Origin of the sequence: Bacillus sp. LBG-1-113 (assembly GCF_020708615.1) — a bacterium.
GTDB lineage: Bacteria > Bacillota > Bacilli > Bacillales > Bacillaceae > Bacillus > Bacillus mojavensis.
Map to the genome: position 1 here is coordinate 1 of NZ_JAJFDG010000001.1, position 16,198 is coordinate 16,198.

Annotated in this window: 11 protein-coding genes and 16 tRNA genes; 25 read left to right on the top strand and 2 right to left on the bottom strand. The window is 45.4% G+C overall.

Going from position 1 to position 16,198, the window contains the following annotated elements; genetic code table 11:
- Window positions 1-48 precede the first annotated feature (48 nt).
- The 21 genes from LJF29_RS00005 to glgP all read left to right on the top strand — a co-directional run bounded on the left by LJF29_RS00005 (window position 49) and on the right by glgP (window position 9,669).
- Window positions 49-124: transfer RNA gene (locus LJF29_RS00005), tRNA-Lys, on the top strand.
- Window positions 125-134: 10 nt separating this feature from the next.
- Window positions 135-221 (top strand) — tRNA-Leu (locus LJF29_RS00010).
- 4 nt (window positions 222-225) lie between these two features.
- Window positions 226-301, top strand: a tRNA-Gly gene (locus LJF29_RS00015).
- Window positions 302-306: 5 nt separating this feature from the next.
- Window positions 307-379 (top strand) — tRNA-Ala (locus LJF29_RS00020).
- A 21-nt stretch (window positions 380-400) separates the two neighbouring features.
- A tRNA-Met gene (locus LJF29_RS00025) sits at window positions 401-477 on the top strand.
- 2 nt (window positions 478-479) lie between these two features.
- A tRNA-Ile gene (locus tag LJF29_RS00030) sits at window positions 480-556 on the top strand.
- Window positions 557-562: 6 nt separating this feature from the next.
- A tRNA-Ser gene (locus LJF29_RS00035) sits at window positions 563-655 on the top strand.
- 23 nt (window positions 656-678) lie between these two features.
- Window positions 679-755 (top strand) — tRNA-Met (locus tag LJF29_RS00040).
- Window positions 756-821: 66 nt separating this feature from the next.
- Window positions 822-898 (top strand) — tRNA-Asp (locus LJF29_RS00045).
- A gap of 12 nt (window positions 899-910) precedes the next feature.
- Window positions 911-986, top strand: a tRNA-Phe gene (locus LJF29_RS00050).
- 19 nt (window positions 987-1,005) lie between these two features.
- A tRNA-His gene (locus LJF29_RS00055) sits at window positions 1,006-1,081 on the top strand.
- Window positions 1,082-1,090: 9 nt separating this feature from the next.
- Window positions 1,091-1,164 (top strand) — tRNA-Gly (locus tag LJF29_RS00060).
- A gap of 15 nt (window positions 1,165-1,179) precedes the next feature.
- Window positions 1,180-1,256, top strand: a tRNA-Ile gene (locus LJF29_RS00065).
- 17 nt (window positions 1,257-1,273) lie between these two features.
- Window positions 1,274-1,348: transfer RNA gene (locus LJF29_RS00070), tRNA-Asn, on the top strand.
- Between the two features lie 3 nt (window positions 1,349-1,351).
- Window positions 1,352-1,442 (top strand) — tRNA-Ser (locus tag LJF29_RS00075).
- A 4-nt stretch (window positions 1,443-1,446) separates the two neighbouring features.
- Window positions 1,447-1,518, top strand: a tRNA-Glu gene (locus tag LJF29_RS00080).
- A 238-nt stretch (window positions 1,519-1,756) separates the two neighbouring features.
- Window positions 1,757-3,637, top strand: a complete 1,881-nt coding sequence (glgB, locus tag LJF29_RS00085) for a 1,4-alpha-glucan branching enzyme (RefSeq protein WP_229146387.1) — start codon at window positions 1,757-1,759, stop codon at window positions 3,635-3,637.
- Entirely contained in the window at window positions 3,637-4,779 is a 1,143-nt protein-coding gene (locus LJF29_RS00090; protein ID WP_229146388.1) for a glucose-1-phosphate adenylyltransferase, read from the top strand. Before glgB ends, LJF29_RS00090 begins: the two co-directional genes overlap by 1 nt.
- 24 nt (window positions 4,780-4,803) lie before the next feature.
- Window positions 4,804-5,835: a glucose-1-phosphate adenylyltransferase subunit GlgD gene (glgD, locus tag LJF29_RS00095; protein WP_229146389.1), complete on the top strand. Its 1,032-nt coding sequence runs from the start codon at window positions 4,804-4,806 to the stop codon at window positions 5,833-5,835.
- Entirely contained in the window at window positions 5,832-7,286 is a 1,455-nt protein-coding gene (gene glgA, locus LJF29_RS00100) for a glycogen synthase GlgA (RefSeq protein ID WP_229146390.1), read from the top strand. The genes glgD and glgA overlap by 4 nt, the downstream gene beginning before the upstream one ends.
- Window positions 7,273-9,669, top strand: coding sequence for a glycogen phosphorylase GlgP (glgP, locus tag LJF29_RS00105; RefSeq protein WP_229146391.1), 2,397 nt, complete (start codon window positions 7,273-7,275; stop codon window positions 9,667-9,669). The genes glgA and glgP overlap by 14 nt, the downstream gene beginning before the upstream one ends.
- A gap of 30 nt (window positions 9,670-9,699) precedes the next feature.
- Here the strand turns inward: glgP and LJF29_RS00110 are convergent, their stop codons facing one another.
- Together LJF29_RS00110 and LJF29_RS00115 are read right to left on the bottom strand one after the other, a co-directional pair.
- A complete protein-coding gene (locus tag LJF29_RS00110) occupies window positions 9,700-10,167 on the bottom strand; it encodes a TspO/MBR family protein (RefSeq protein WP_229146393.1) in 468 nt (155 codons plus the stop codon).
- A gap of 143 nt (window positions 10,168-10,310) precedes the next feature.
- Window positions 10,311-11,030 carry a yteA family sporulation protein gene (locus LJF29_RS00115; RefSeq protein ID WP_010331607.1) on the bottom strand — a complete coding sequence of 240 codons (720 nt, stop codon included), beginning with the start codon at window positions 11,028-11,030 and terminating at the stop codon, window positions 10,311-10,313.
- Between the two features lie 291 nt (window positions 11,031-11,321).
- Here LJF29_RS00115 and LJF29_RS00120 point away from each other — a divergent pair, with 291 nt between their 5' ends.
- From LJF29_RS00120 to menB, 4 genes are read left to right on the top strand one after another with little or no spacing between them, the layout of a single operon-like run.
- On the top strand, window positions 11,322-12,737 hold the full coding sequence (locus LJF29_RS00120) for an isochorismate synthase (RefSeq protein ID WP_229146394.1): 1,416 nt from the start codon (window positions 11,322-11,324) through the stop codon (window positions 12,735-12,737).
- Window positions 12,734-14,476, top strand: coding sequence for a 2-succinyl-5-enolpyruvyl-6-hydroxy-3-cyclohexene-1-carboxylic-acid synthase (gene menD / locus LJF29_RS00125; RefSeq protein ID WP_229146395.1), 1,743 nt, complete (start codon window positions 12,734-12,736; stop codon window positions 14,474-14,476). Before LJF29_RS00120 ends, menD begins: the two co-directional genes overlap by 4 nt.
- Window positions 14,464-15,288, top strand: a complete 825-nt coding sequence (menH, locus tag LJF29_RS00130) for a 2-succinyl-6-hydroxy-2,4-cyclohexadiene-1-carboxylate synthase (RefSeq protein ID WP_229146396.1) — start codon at window positions 14,464-14,466, stop codon at window positions 15,286-15,288. The genes menD and menH overlap by 13 nt, the downstream gene beginning before the upstream one ends.
- Before the next feature lie 33 nt (window positions 15,289-15,321).
- On the top strand, window positions 15,322-16,140 hold the full coding sequence (gene menB / locus LJF29_RS00135; RefSeq protein WP_010331603.1) for a 1,4-dihydroxy-2-naphthoyl-CoA synthase: 819 nt from the start codon (window positions 15,322-15,324) through the stop codon (window positions 16,138-16,140).
- The last annotated feature ends 58 nt before the right edge of the window (window positions 16,141-16,198 follow it).

A 16,198-nucleotide genomic window follows, 5' to 3' on the forward strand; every position in this document is an offset into this window, starting at 1 on the left:
TGCCGGCACCACTTTTATATGATATAATATTCAAGTCTCTTGTAAGAAGAGCCATTAGCTCAGTTGGTAGAGCATCTGACTTTTAATCAGAGGGTCGAAGGTTCGAGTCCTTCATGGCTCACCATTTATATGTTGCGGATGTGGCGGAATTGGCAGACGCGCTAGAATCAGGCTCTAGTGTCTTTACAGACGTGGGGGTTCAAGTCCCTTCATCCGCACCATTTCTGCGGAAGTAGTTCAGTGGTAGAACACCACCTTGCCAAGGTGGGGGTCGCGGGTTCGAATCCTGTCTTCCCGACCATTCTTGGGGCCTTAGCTCAGCTGGGAGAGCGCCTGCTTTGCACGCAGGAGGTCAGCGGTTCGATCCCGCTAGGCTCCACTTGGTTTCAATATATGATTTGGCGGTGTAGCTCAGCTGGCTAGAGCGTACGGTTCATACCCGTGAGGTCGGGGGTTCGATCCCCTCCGCCGCTACCAAAGGACCTTTAGCTCAGTTGGTTAGAGCAGACGGCTCATAACCGTCCGGTCGTAGGTTCGAGTCCTACAAGGTCCACCACAATACGGAGGAATACCCAAGTCTGGCTGAAGGGATCGGTCTTGAAAACCGACAGGGGTGTCAAAGCCCGCGGGGGTTCGAATCCCTCTTCCTCCGCCATATATATCCTTACATTTTATCATCGCGGGGTGGAGCAGTTCGGTAGCTCGTCGGGCTCATAACCCGAAGGTCGCAGGTTCAAATCCTGCCCCCGCAACCAAAAAATATATCCTTTTAAATAAGGAGCGCCCGAAGGGTGCAACCAATTAAAATCTAAAATCAAAATGGTCCGGTAGTTCAGTTGGTTAGAATGCCTGCCTGTCACGCAGGAGGTCGCGGGTTCGAGTCCCGTCCGGACCGCCATTTAAATCATAAGGCTCGGTAGCTCAGTTGGTAGAGCAACGGACTGAAAATCCGTGTGTCGGCGGTTCGATTCCGTCCCGAGCCACCATTTACAAATATATATTTTGGCGGTTGTGGCGAAGTGGTTAACGCACCAGATTGTGGCTCTGGCATTCGTGGGTTCGATTCCCATCAATCGCCCCAAATAAAATCGCGGGTGTAGTTTAGTGGTAAAACCTCAGCCTTCCAAGCTGATGTCGTGGGTTCGATTCCCATCACCCGCTCCATTTCTATATCGTCATGGGCCTGTAGCTCAGCTGGTTAGAGCGCACGCCTGATAAGCGTGAGGTCGATGGTTCGAGTCCATTCAGGCCCACCATACCATGACAATTACATTCCACAGTAGCTCAGTGGTAGAGCTATCGGCTGTTAACCGATCGGTCGCAGGTTCGAATCCTGCCTGTGGAGCCATATGGAGAAGTACTCAAGTGGCTGAAGAGGCGCCCCTGCTAAGGGTGTAGGTCGTGTAAGCGGCGCGAGGGTTCAAATCCCTCCTTCTCCGCCATGACGGCCCGTTGGTCAAGCGGTTAAGACACCGCCCTTTCACGGCGGTAACACGGGTTCGAATCCCGTACGGGTCATCCTGAGACCTTGCATATCCTGCAAGGTTTTTTATTTTCCTAAAACGATATAATATACATCTGATTTTGTTTTTTATTTTTATATCAGATTTACAACAAAAAACTCCATATCTCTTGTTTTTCTTCAGAAAATGAAGTTTTATGTCAATAAATATAAGCGCTTTCTAAAAAGGGCTTTTTTTTATTTCTCCGAATAAATAATATAAATGAAAACTATGATGTCAGAAAGGATGATTACATGGCCGCTGCCAGCCCAACAGCACATGATGTTTATCTTTTTCACGAAGGCAGTCTGTTTAAAAGCTATCAGCTGTTTGGCTCGCATTATCGCGAGCTGAATGGCCAAACCGGGTATGAATTTTGTGTGTGGGCGCCTCATGCGTCAGAAGTTCGAGTGGCTGGGGATTTTAACAGTTGGTCAGGTGAGCTTCATGTGATGCAAAAAGTTAATGATAACGGCATTTGGACATTATTTGTTCCAGGTTTGAAAGAAAAGGAACGATATAAGTATGAAATCGTGACAAATAGCGGAAAGACTATGCTGAAGGCAGACCCGTATGCTTTTTATTCAGAAGTGAGACCGAATACGGCGTCTCTTACTTACGATCTAGCAGAGTACAGCTGGCATGATCAAAAGTGGCAAAAGAAGCAGAAAGATAAAACGATATATGAAAAGCCGGTTTTTATTTATGAGCTTCACCTTGGTTCATGGAAGAAGCATTCCGATGGCACGCTTTACTCCTATGAAGAATTAGGCCAGTCTCTTATTCCTTATATCAAAGAGCAGGGGTTTACCCATATCGAGCTGCTGCCCGTTTATGAACATCCTTATGATCGCTCTTGGGGTTATCAAGCAACGGGGTATTACAGCCCGACAAGCCGATTTGGCACGCCTCATGATTTGATGAGGTTTGTGGATGAATGCCATCAGGCAAACATCGGCGTCATACTTGATTGGGTCCCCGGACATTTTTGTAAAGATTCTCATGGGCTTTATATGTTTGATGGAGCGCCTCTTTACGAATATCAAGAAGAGCGTGACCGGGAGAACTGGCTGTGGGGCACCGCTAACTTTGATTTAGGAAAACCGGAAGTTCAAAGTTTTTTAATTTCTAATGCGTTGTACTGGGCGGAATTCTATCATATAGATGGTTTTAGGGTCGATGCCGTGGCCAATATGCTGTATTGGCCAAATCAGGCTGAACGCCATATGAATCCATATGCAGTTGCATTTTTAAAGAAGCTGAATCAAACAATGCGGGAGGCATATCCGCATGTCATGATGATAGCGGAAGATTCCACCGAATGGCCTCAAGTAACAGGTTCTGTTGAGGAAGGGGGACTTGGCTTTCATTTTAAATGGAACATGGGCTGGATGAATGATGTGCTGAGATACATGGAGACGCCTTTTGAACAAAGGCGGGACTGCCATCAGCTCGTGTCTTTTTCCTTGCTTTATGCGTTTAGTGAACATTTTGTATTGCCATTTTCTCATGATGAAGTCGTGTATGGGAAAAAATCGCTTCTTCATAAAATGCCTGGCGACTATTGGCAGAAATTTGCCCAATATCGGCTTTTACTCGGTTATATGACCGCTCATCCCGGTAAAAAACTCATTTTTATGGGTTCGGAATTTGCTCAATTCGATGAATGGAAAGATACAGAACAGCTTGATTGGTTTTTGAACACCTTCCCCATGCATCAGAAAGCAAGTGTTTTTACTCAAGATCTTCTCCGCTTTTATCAAAAAAGCAAAATCCTTTATGAAAATGACCATCGTGCTCAATCATTTGAATGGATTGATGTCCACAATGAGGAGCAATCAATTTTCTCTTTTATTCGGTACGGCAGACGGCACGGTGAGGCGCTTATCATCTTATGTAATTTTACACCCTCGGTCTATCATCAATACGATGTAGGCGTTCCCTTTCTTACCCAATATATCGAAGTGTTGAACAGTGACAATGAAAAATATGGGGGCTCAGGTCAATTGAATAAAAAGCCGTTAGCAGCCAAATCTGGAGCTGTTCATCAAAAACCGTACTATATCACGATGACAATCCCCCCTTATGGCATTTCGATAATGCGGGCGGTGAAAAAAAGAGGAGAGATAAAATAATGAAAAAACAATGTGTGGCTATGCTCCTTGCCGGCGGGAAGGGCAGCCGTCTCAGCGGATTAACAAAAAACATGGCAAAACCGGCCGTATCTTTTGGGGGAAAATACCGGATTATTGATTTTACGCTCAGCAACTGCTCGAATTCAGGCATAGACACAGTAGGCATCTTAACGCAATATCAGCCATTGGAGCTGAATTCCTATATTGGCATTGGCAGTGCATGGGACCTTGACAGGCACAATGGGGGCGTTACAGTATTGCCTCCTTATGCTGAGTCATCCGAAGTGAAATGGTATAAAGGGACGGCAAGCGCAATTTATGAAAATCTCAATTACCTGAACCAATATGATCCCGAGTATGTGCTGATCTTATCAGGCGATCACATTTATAAAATGGACTACGGCAAAATGCTTGATTTTCATATTGAAAAGAAAGCGGATGTGACCATCTCCGTGATTGAAGTGGGATGGGAAGAAGCAAGCCGATTCGGCATCATGAAAGCAAATGAAGACGGGGTCATCACACATTTTGATGAAAAGCCTAAATTCCCAAAGAGCAATTTGGCATCCATGGGTATTTATATTTTCAATTGGCCGCTCTTGAAGCAATATCTTGAGATGGATGACCGGAATCCGTATTCAAGCCATGACTTCGGCAAAGATATCATTCCTCTGCTTTTGGAGGAGAAAAAGAAGCTTTCCGCTTATCCGTTTAAAGGATATTGGAAGGATGTCGGAACGGTGCAGAGCTTATGGGAAGCCAATATGGATTTGCTGAAAGACCAGTCTGAGCTGGGGCTGTTTGAACGCAATTGGAAGATTTACTCTGTCAACCCGAATCAGCCTCCGCAATTTATTTCCCCTGAGGCGCAGGTTCATGACTCACTTGTGAATGAGGGGTGTGTTGTTTATGGGAATGTGTCTCACTCCGTTCTTTTTCAAGGGGTCACCGTCGGTAAGCACGCAACGGTCAAGCGTTCAGTGATTATGCCGGATGTGACAATCGGTGAGCATGTCGTGATTGAGAATGCCATCGTGCCTAAGGGATTGGTGCTTCCTGATGGCGTAGTGATTAAATCTGAAACAGACATTCAGGAGGTGCTGCTTGTATCGGAGGAATTTGTAGAGAAAGAATTGATTTAATGACTGAAGAGGAGGCAGAATCAGTTGATCAATAATCAAATGTTAGGTGTTATAGATGAAACCACATATAAGCATTCTCTTCAGGATTTAACCGCACAGCGGTCACTTGGTGCGATTCCTTTTGCTGGCAGGTACCGTTTGATAGATTTTATGCTGTCCAATATGGTGAATGCGAATATTAGGAGTGTAGCGATTTTTCCGAAGTATCGCTACCGGTCTCTTATGGATCATCTTGGAGCCGGGAAGGAATGGGATTTGCACCGAAAAAAGGACGGCCTCTTTTTTTTCCCGTCACCGCATTTGCATGATGAGTATGATGAATTCGCTTCATTCCGCCAGTTTTCTGATCATCTCGATTACTTTCATAGAAGTACACAGCAATATGCCATCATCACCAACAGCCATACTGTATGCAACATTCAATTTCAATATGTGTTAAAAAGACATCAGGAGGTGGGCTGTGACATTACCGAGGTCTTTCAGGACGGTCAGTCGCTCCAAATCTATATCATGTCTTCTAAACTCTTGAAAGAATTGATCTACGGACATGTTGAAAAAGGATATAGAACCATTCAAGAAGTTGTTGAAAAAGAAGCTTCCGCATTGACCATTTGCCCATACGAATATTCGGGGTATGCGGCCGTTATTGATTCTGTAGAAAAGTATTATACCCATAGCATGGAGCTTATTCAGCCGCGTTTTTGGCAGCAGGTGTTTTTGCCACAGCAGCCGATTTATACAAAAGTGAAGGATGAGCCCCCAACAAAATACGGGAAGTACAATACCGTTAGAAATTCTTTAGTGGCAAACGGCTGTGTGCTTGAGGGAGAGGTCGAAAACTGCATCTTGTTCAGGGCGGTGCATGTCGGGAAAGGCACGAAGCTGAGAAATTGCATTATTATGCAAAAAACGCAGATTGGTGAGGATTGTTTGCTGGAGCAGGTGATTGCTGATAAGGATGTCAAAATCGGCAATGCGACTGAAGTCTCGGGAACTGAGGAGCAGCCGCTCGTATTAAAAAAAGGATTGGTGCAAGGAGAGCTGATGAATTCTTGAAAGTGTTATTTGCTGTCTCAGAATGTACCCCGTTTGTAAAATCAGGAGGCTTGGCCGATGTGGCCGGCGCGCTGCCCAAAGTGCTTTCTCGTCTTGGGAACGACGTAGCGGTGATCATGCCGAAATACAGTCAAATCCCTGAAGCCTGGCAAAAACGTATGAAGAAAACAGCTGAATGTACAGTTGCTGTTGGCTGGCGTCAGCAATATTGCGGAATTGAACATTTGGCTGAAGATGGTGTGAATTATTATTTTATCGACAATAAATATTATTTTTCAAGGGATTCCCTGTACGGGCATTTTGACGACGGAGAGCGGTTTGCTTATTTTTCAAGAGCTGTGCTGGAAGCGGCAGAAGCAGTAAATTTTCAAGCTCATATCGTTCATACTCATGACTGGCATACAGCTATGGTCAATTACTTGTTGAAAGAGGAATACAGCAAGCACCCCTTTTATGAGCAGATGAAAAGTGTGCTCACGATCCATAACTTGCAGTTTCAAGGTGTTTTCCCGCCAGAGGTGACACATGACTTGCTCGGGCTGGACATGAGTCATTTTCATTATGAAAGATTAGAATGCAATGGATTTGTTAATTTTATGAAAGCGGGGATTATTGCTGCTGATCATGTAACAACGGTGAGCCCGACTTATAGAAATGAAATCCTAACGCCTTATTACGGCGAGCAGCTTGAGCCAGTTTTGCAGTTTAGGGAAAAGGATTTAACAGGGATCTTAAACGGTATTGACGACTCTTTCTATCAGACAGAGAGCAATCCGTATATTGAAGTGCATTACGATCCTGAACATCTTGATTTAAAGGAAGAAAATAAAACGAAGCTCCAGCAGCGGATGGGCCTTCCGGTACGAAAAGATATTCCGCTGATCAGTATGGTAACAAGGCTGACCAAACAGAAGGGGCTTGATCTAGTTAAGAGAATGATGCACGAGCTGCTGGAGGAGAGAGACATACAGCTGCTTGTGCTCGGTACGGGGGAACGAGAATTTGAGGACTACTTCCGGTACATTGAATTTGCATTTCACGATAAATGCAGGGCGTATATTGGGTTTGATGAGCCGCTCGCCCATCAGATTTATGCGGGCTCAGATTTGTTTCTGATGCCGTCGAAATTTGAGCCGTGCGGTCTGGGGCAGATGATTGCGCTTCAATATGGCGCTATTCCGATTGTCAGAGAAACGGGCGGGCTTTATGATACAGTCCGTTCCTACCGGGAGGAAGAGGGAACAGGCAACGGTTTTACGTTCTCAGCCTTTAATGCTCATGATCTGAAATTTACGATCGAGAGGGCGCTGTCGTTTTATCGCCAAAAGGATGTATGGAAGAGCATCATGAAAACTGCAATGAATACAGATTACAGCTGGAAACAATCAGCAAAACAATATCAGCGCATTTTCGAGCATGTGACAAGGAGTGGACGGGATGTTCTCGAGTAAAGAACGCTTTGCAGCCTTATTTTTAAAGCGTCTGGAAATGACGTGCGGGAAAAGCTTTCAAGAATCTTCCAAGCTTGATCAATATAAAACCTTAGGCAATATGATCAGAGAGTACATCAGCGCTGATTGGATTCAGACAAATGAAAGAAGCAGGTCCAATTCCGGAAAGCAGACATATTATTTGTCGATTGAATTTCTTCTCGGGCAGCTCCTTGAACAGAATTTAATGAATCTCGGTATTCGGGATGTAGTGGAAGCGGGTCTGAAAGAGATCGGCATCAGTCTAGACGAGATCCTTTATATGGAGAGCGATGCGGGGTTGGGGAATGGCGGTCTCGGGCGATTGGCTGCTTGCTTCTTAGATTCTCTGGCTTCGTTAAATTTGCCTGGGCATGGGATGGGTATTCGGTATAAGCATGGCTTATTTGAACAAAAGATTGTTGACGGGCATCAAGTTGAGCTGCCTGAGCAATGGCTGAAAAACGGAAATGTATGGGAAGTAAGAAATGCTGATCAGGCGGTTGACGTGCCGTTTTGGGGCGAGGTGCATATGACTGAAAAAAACGGCCGTCTGCATTTTCGTCATGAACAAGCAACAATCATTACCGCCGTTCCTTACGATATCCCGATCATCGGATATGATACGGGCACAGTCAACACGTTAAGACTTTGGAACGCCGAGCCTTATGCGCATTATCACGGCGGCAATATTTTGTCTTATAAACGGGAAACAGAAGCTGTATCTGAATTTTTGTACCCTGATGACACGCATGACGAGGGTAAGATATTACGGCTGAAGCAGCAGTACTTTCTAGTGTGTGCCAGTTTAAAAAGCATAGTGAACAATTACCGTAAAACGAATCAATCATTATATAGCCTGCATAAAAAAGTAAGCATTCATATTAATGACACCCATCCTGCACTTGCTGTGCCAGAGCTGATGCGGATTTTGCTTGATGAAGAGAACATGAGCTGGGAAGATGCCTGGCATATCACGGTACATACAATTTCCTATACGAATCATACGACACTGTCAGAAGCGCTTGAAAAATGGCCGATTCATTTATTTAAGCCGTTACTCCCGCGAATGTATATGATTATTGAAGAGATTAATGAGAGGTTTTGCAGAGCGGTTTGGGAGAAGTATCCCGGTGACTGGAAAAGGATAGAGGATATGGCGATTACGGCGCACGGAGTTGTCAAAATGGCTCACCTCGCAATAGTGGGAAGCTACAGTGTCAACGGAGTTGCCAAAATTCATTCCGACATATTAAAGGAACGGGAAATGCGTAATTTTCATTTGATGTTTCCGAATCGGTTTAACAATAAAACAAATGGAATTGCCCATAGACGCTGGCTATTAAAAGCCAACCCCGGCTTGTCCGCCATGATAACAGATGCGATAGGCAATGAATGGATAAAACATCCGGAATCCCTGATTCAGCTCGAACCGTACGCTACTGACCCCGCTTTTATTGAGCAGTTCCAAAATAACAAAAGCAGAAAAAAGCAAGAGCTTGCTGATCTGATTTTTTGCACGGCCGGAGTGGCAGTGAATCCGGACAGCATATTTGACGTGCAGGTGAAACGGCTTCATGCGTATAAACGGCAGCTGCTGAATGTTCTTCATATTATGTATTTGTATAACCGCCTGAAGGAGGATTCGGGATTTTCAATTTATCCGCAAACCTTTATTTTCGGAGCAAAGGCTTCACCAAGCTATCATTACGCGAAGAAAATCATTAAACTGATTCATTCCGTTGCGGAGAAGGTAAATTATGATCCGGCGGTGAGGCAGCTGCTCAAGGTCGTTTTTTTAGAAAATTACAGGGTTTCTATGGCGGAGCAGATTTTTCCGGCATCAGATGTAAGTGAACAAATCTCGACTGCAAGCAAGGAAGCGTCCGGTACAGGAAATATGAAGTTTATGATGAATGGCGCGCTGACAATCGGCACGCATGACGGGGCGAATATTGAAATTCTGCAACGCGTCGGAGCTGATTGTGTTTACACATTTGGTTTGAAGGCGGATGACGTTCTTTCCTACCAGGAAAACGGAGGCTACAGATCAAGGGAATATTATCAGCATGACCGCAGAATCAGGCAGGTTGCCGATCAGCTGATCAACGGCTTTTTTGAAGGTGAACCTGATGAATTTGAATCCATCTATGATTCGCTGCTGCCGCATAATGACGAGTATTTTGTGTTGAAGGATTTCAGCTCATACGCGGATGCTCAGGAGCGTGTTCAAGCTGATTATCAAGATCGGCGAAAATGGTCAGAGCGTTCGATTTTAAATATTGCCCATTCAGGCTATTTTTCAAGCGACCGGACGATTCATGAATATGCGAAACACATTTGGAGAATTAAGCCGATGGTGTAAAAAAGCCGCTGTTTGAGCGGCTTTTTTTGTTCAAAGATTCATTGAATAGATCGTAAAGGATAAGACTGTTGCAAAGGCACTCCATAAAAAATAAGGCACAAGAAGCCAGCTTGCGGCCCTGCTGTATACTTTTGCAATGATGATCACAACCAGCGCTGTTATGGTGACAAGCAGGCAGTCAATGGATGCGGCAAGGAGATTCTTTTGCGTAAACTGAAAATAACTGAATGCCTGATTTAGCACATAATTGATCAAAAACGCCAGCCAAAAGCTTTTCGCTTGTCTAAATGACCATTTGGCATAAACAATGGCAGCTGAAAGAGAAATCAGTGCAAACAGGATGGCCCAGATGATGCCGATCGTTGACCCGTTTGGTGTCCAGTCTGGCTTTTTCAGTGATTGATACCAATTTTGGTCGATCGGAAATAGATAGTCTGCGGCTGAAAACAGCGCGTATGTAAGGATAAAAACCACGATTGCGCCGATCATCTTTTTCATGTGTTTCCTCCGGTATGTATTTATTTTACATGTACTTTCCCTTTATCTTGGATAGACACCCCCGCGGTATGCGGGGGTGATGATGTAGATGAGCTGCAGTTATACGGTTTGTATACAAATGCAGACACTATTTCCCAGGGGTGTCAATCTGCATGGAGGTCGCCAAACGTCGTCATGATGCCTTCTTCATCCAGCTCTTCCTCATAACGTTCATGTGCCCTGCTTGGATACACTGTAATTTCTTTGCCTGTAATATCTGTAGCAATGAAATTCTCATATGATTCTGTATTGCCGATATTTTCTTCGGCATTCATTGTCATATCATCATAGCTGAGCGGTGGATTTTCCATGTCCTGCGGTGTTTCTGAGTTTCCGTATTTTTCAACGTCCTGGTAGGAGTCTTCACTGTCATAAGGCGCTCTGATTTCTTCATCATCGTCAAATTCAAATTGACCGAAGGGTGTTTCTTCCTCAATCGGACGGTCTTTGGAAACGACATCCTGTGATGAATACTCTGCGAGCGTCGTGGCAGTCGGAAGCGCTTCAAGACGTTCATAAGGGATTTCTTTTCCGCTGACCTCACAAATCCCGTACGTGCCGTTTTCTATCGCCTTCAATGAATGCTCAATGTCCCGGAGATGCTCCCGTTCATGCAAATCAAGAGCAATGTCTTTTTCACGCTCATAAAGCTCTGTCGCCTGATCGCCTGGGTGGTTGTCATAAGCAGAAAGCTCACCCCATGAATCATACGGAAAGGCGGAATTGAGCTGAAAGTGGTCATTGTCTTTGAAGCGGTTCAATATATCTTCCTTCGTTTCTTCAAGTTCTTTTTTTAAATGCTGAAGCTGTTCGTTTGTAAGCAATATAATCGCCTCGTTTCTCTGTAATGCATACCTTTAGTATGGACAGATCGCCTGAGAACTTTCATAAATCCCTTGTGGAGGAATATAGGAGATTTTCCTTATATGGTAAGCGGATACAACCTTTGCTATCAGTGGAGAAAGAAATTTAAGGTTTGTTTCTTTTTCATTTCTGGAATTAGGTTTATAATAGGTAAGGCGGGCCATTTGGACTGCATGATCTGTGTATTTGACACAATGTAGACACAGGTGTATGGTATTAAAAGCATTTTAAGAATTATGGAGGAATGTCTCATGGTGACAACGGTGCAGCGTACGTTCCGAAAGGAAGTTCTACATGCATTATATAAAGCCAAAGAAGTCAACCATGCTGTCTTAATAAGCTATTCGAGACAAATTGAGTCTCTTGACCCTCTATCATTTTTCAATTACGGAGCAAAAAAATATACAGGCAATCGATTTTTTTGGTCAGAACCTGAAAGTGAATTGACAATAGTCGGTCTTGGCAAAGAAGCTGTTTTCCATACGAATCAAAAAAACGACGAGCGGTATCGTGAGGTTTTTGAACAATGGGAGCGCTTTAAAAAGACGGCTTTTCATATTTATGAAGAAGAAAAGCTGCAGCACTCTGCAGTGGGACCTGTTTTATTCGGAGGCTTTTCCTTCGACCCTTACGAAGAAAGAGGTACTGAATGGGACCATTTCTCGGAAGGGGATTTCTTTGTGCCTTCGCTTATGCTGACGATAACTGCTGAAGGCCCATTCCTGACAGTTAACAGATGGGTAAGCGGAGAAGATGATGCAGAAGCTGTTTTGGAAGGCTTAAAATCTTTTGCAGCGGTATTTATGATCCCTGATTTCAATCAAGAAGATCAGGCTGTGATGACAGCATCTCAGGAGCTGGATAAGTCTGATTGGCTGAAAGCAATCGAAACGGCAACAAGCCAAATTAAAGAGAAACAATATGATAAAGTGGTTCTTGCCAGAGAGCTGCTGCTCACGTTTGATGGTCCGGTCAAAATTGAACCGGTGCTTAAAACGCTTTTGACCGAACAGCAGACAAGCTATGTTTTTGCAATCGAACAAGAAGGCAAAACCTTTGTCGGCGCTTCTCCGGAAAGACTAATCAAAAGAGACGGGAACACTGTCATGTCTACTTGTCTGGCAGGTTCTATAAAGCGTGGCTCCGATGAAGAAGAAGACCGCCGCATCGGCCTTGAATTATTAAACGATGAGAAAAATCTGCTGGAGCATGATATTGTTGTAGGCATGATTCATAACGCTTTTGTGTCAAGCTGTTCGGACGTTGAAAAGCCTGACAAACCTGTATTGTACAAAACGAAAAGCGTCCAGCACTTATTTACGCCGATTGTCGGGCAGCTTCGTGATTCAGCTTCGCTATTTGACTTAATAGAGAAATTGCATCCTACTCCGGCGCTTGGGGGAGCACCTCAGAAAAAAGCGGTAGAAGTGATTAGAGAGATCGAACCGATGTCCCGCGGCTGGTATGCGGCTCCTGTCGGCTGGATTGACAGTCAGGATAACGGAGAATTTGCTGTTGCCATCCGTTCAGGGCTGATTGAAGGCAGCACAGCACGCCTGTTTGCCGGGTGCGGCATTGTGGAAGACTCTGAACCGCAATCGGAATACGAAGAAACACAGATGAAATTAAAGCCGATGATCTCTGCACTGGGAGGTGAGAGACGTTGACAGTGAACCCGATTACTCATTACATCGGAAGTTTTATTGATGAATTCGCCCTTTCCGGAATTACGGACGCTGTCGTTTGTCCAGGCTCAAGATCCACACCGCTGGCAATTCTTGCAGCCGCGCATCCGGATATCAACGTCCATATCCAAATTGATGAAAGATCTGCCGGGTTCTTTGCATTGGGGCTGGCAAAAGCACAGCAGCGTCCCGTGCTTCTGATTTGCACATCAGGAACGGCCGCGGCCAACTTTTATCCGGCTGTGATTGAAGCCCATTATTCAAGAGTACCGATTATAGTGTTAACTGCTGATCGGCCGCACGAGCTGCGTGAAGTAGGCGCACCGCAGGCCATTAATCAGCACTTCTTATTCGGTAACTTTGTTAAGTTTTTCACAGACTCTGCTCTTCCCGAAGAGTCGCCGCATATGCTGAGATATATCCGAACGCTGGCAGGACGTGCCGCCGGGGAAGCACAAAAACGTCCAATGGGTCCTGTGCACGTGAATGTGCCGCTTCGTGAGCCGCTGATGCCTGATCTTTCTGATCAGCCGTTTGAAAGAATGAGAACTGGGCGTCACGTGTCAGTGAAAACGGGTACGCAATCGGTGGACCGGAACTCTCTGTCTGACGTGGCTGCAATGCTGAAAGAGGCCGAAAAAGGCATGATCGTCTGCGGAGAACTTCACAGTGATGCTGATAAACAAAACATTGTGAAGCTGTCAAAAGCGCTGCATTATCCAATTTTAGCTGACCCGCTGTCTAACCTGCGGAACGGCGTCCATGATAAAAGCACCGTTATTGATGCGTATGACTCATTTTTAAAAGATGATGAGCTGAAGTCAGCACTGCGGCCTGATGTCGTGATCCGTTTCGGACCGATGCCTGTTTCAAAGCCGGTTTTCTTGTGGCTGAAGGATGACCCAGCCATTCAGCAGATTGTGATTGATGAGGATGGCGGCTGGAGAGACCCGACACAGGCAAGCGCACATATGATTCACTGCAGCCCGTCTAGTTTTGCCGAGGCGATCATGGCTGAACAGACTGGAGTGGACCGAACTTTGGAATGGCTGGAAAAATGGCAGATTGTGAACCAGCGTTTCCGTGAGCATTTGCAAACGGTCAGCAATGAAGAGGTTTCATTTGAGGGCAACCTCTACCGAATCCTCCAGCATCTTGTGCCCGAAAATAGCTCGCTCTTTGTCGGAAACAGCATGCCAATCAGGGATGTTGATACGTTTTTCGAAAATCAGGACCGCAATTTCCGTATCTATTCAAACCGTGGCGCAAATGGGATTGATGGTGTCGTCTCTTCTGCCATGGGTGTTTGTGAAGGAACAAAAGCGCCTGTGACACTCGTGATCGGGGATTTGTCTTTTTATCATGATTTAAACGGGCTGCTGGCGGCTAAAAAATTGGACATTCCGCTTACTGTGATCCTCGTGAACAATGACGGCGGAGGGATTTTTTCATTTTTACCGCAAGCATCTGAAAAGACACACTTTGAAGATTTGTTCGGCACGCCGACCGGGCTCGATTTCAAGCATGCTGCTGAGCTTTACGGAGGCACGTATTCATGCCCGGCTTCGTGGGATGAATTTAGAGCATCATACGCACCGCAGGCTGACAAGCCCGGCCTTCACATTATAGAAATCAAAACGGATCGCCAATCAAGAGTTCAGCTTCATCGTAATATGCTGAATGAGGCTGTGCGGGAAGTGAAAAAACAATGGGAACTGTAAACATAACTGTTGCAGACGGCGTCCGATATGCTGTGACAGACGATCGGCCCAGTGCTTCTGATGCCGTCGTCTGTCTGCACGGGTTTACCGGCAGCAAAGAATCCTGGGCCTTTCTCGACCAGTTGCTGCCTAATTCTCGTGTCATCAAAATTGATTGCTTAGGGCACGGAGAAAGTGATGCCCCGCTGAATGGAAAAAGATATAGCACGAGCCGGCAAGTTTCAGACCTTGCCGAGATATTTGATCATTTAAAACTTCACAAAGTGAAACTTATTGGTTATTCTATGGGGGGAAGGCTTGCTTATTCCTTTGCCGTGACATACCCCGAACGGATATCAGCGCTTGTGCTCGAAAGCACGACGCCCGGCCTTAAAACCCTCGGGGAACGGAAAGAACGAATCTTGCGGGATCGGAAGCTTGCGGATTTTATTTTGCGTGACGGGATCAAAGCCTTTGTGGACTATTGGGAAGGCATCCCTTTGTTTTCGACGCAGCAGCGGCTTGCTGATGAGGTTCGGCAAAGGATACGATTGGGCCGTCTGAGAAACAATAACATTGGGCTGGCCAACAGTTTAATCGGTATGGGCACCGGTTCACAGCCTTCCTGGTGGGGCCGGTTAAAAGATGTTGCGGCGCCTGTGCTTCTCATCTGCGGAGAATGGGACAAAAAGTTTTGCGCCATTAATCAAGAGGTGCATAAGAAGCTTCCATCTAGTAGAATAGAGATTGTTCCTGAAGCAGGCCATACAGTGCATGTGGAACAGCCGCATTTTTTTGGTAAAATAGTGAGTGAGTTTTTAACAAATGTATAACTCGGTACATGGAAAAATAGAGGAGGTCATATCATGGCTGTAGAATGGAAAACTGAACGTACATATGATGAAATATTGTATGAAACGTATAATGGTATTGCAAAAATAACAATCAACCGCCCTGAGGTACATAACGCCTTTACACCTAAAACGGTTGCTGAAATGATTGATGCATTTGCTCGCGCGAGAGATGATCAAAACATCGGCGTTATCGTGCTTGCCGGTGCCGGAGACAAAGCGTTTTGTTCTGGCGGAGACCAAAAAGTGCGCGGACACGGCGGTTATGTAGGCGACGACCAAATTCCGCGTTTAAACGTACTGGATCTTCAGCGTTTAATTCGTGTCATTCCGAAACCTGTTGTTGCGATGGTATCCGGATATGCGATTGGCGGAGGACACGTGCTTCACATCGTATGTGACTTGACAATCGCTGCCGACAATGCGATTTTCGGACAAACCGGCCCTAAAGTGGGAAGCTTTGACGCAGGTTACGGTTCAGGCTACCTGGCTCGCATCGTAGGACATAAAAAAGCCCGTGAAATCTGGTACCTTTGCCGTCAGTACAACGCGCAGGAAGCGCTGGATATGGGACTTGTCAACACAGTTGTTCCTTTGGAACAGCTTGAAGAAGAAACGATTAAATGGTGTGAAGAAATGCTTGAGAAAAGCCCGACCGCACTTCGTTTTCTTAAAGCTGCGTTTAACGCGGACACAGACGGACTTGCTGGAATTCAGCAGTTTGCAGGGGATGCAACCCTTCTTTACTACACTACTGATGAAGCGAAAGAAGGCCGTGATTCCTTTAAGGAGAAACGCAAACCGGATTTCGGCCAATTCCCGCGTTTTCCGTGATCAGCAGATACGTATGAAACCAACAGCTTGAGCCATTGCGGTCCAAGCTGTTTTCTCT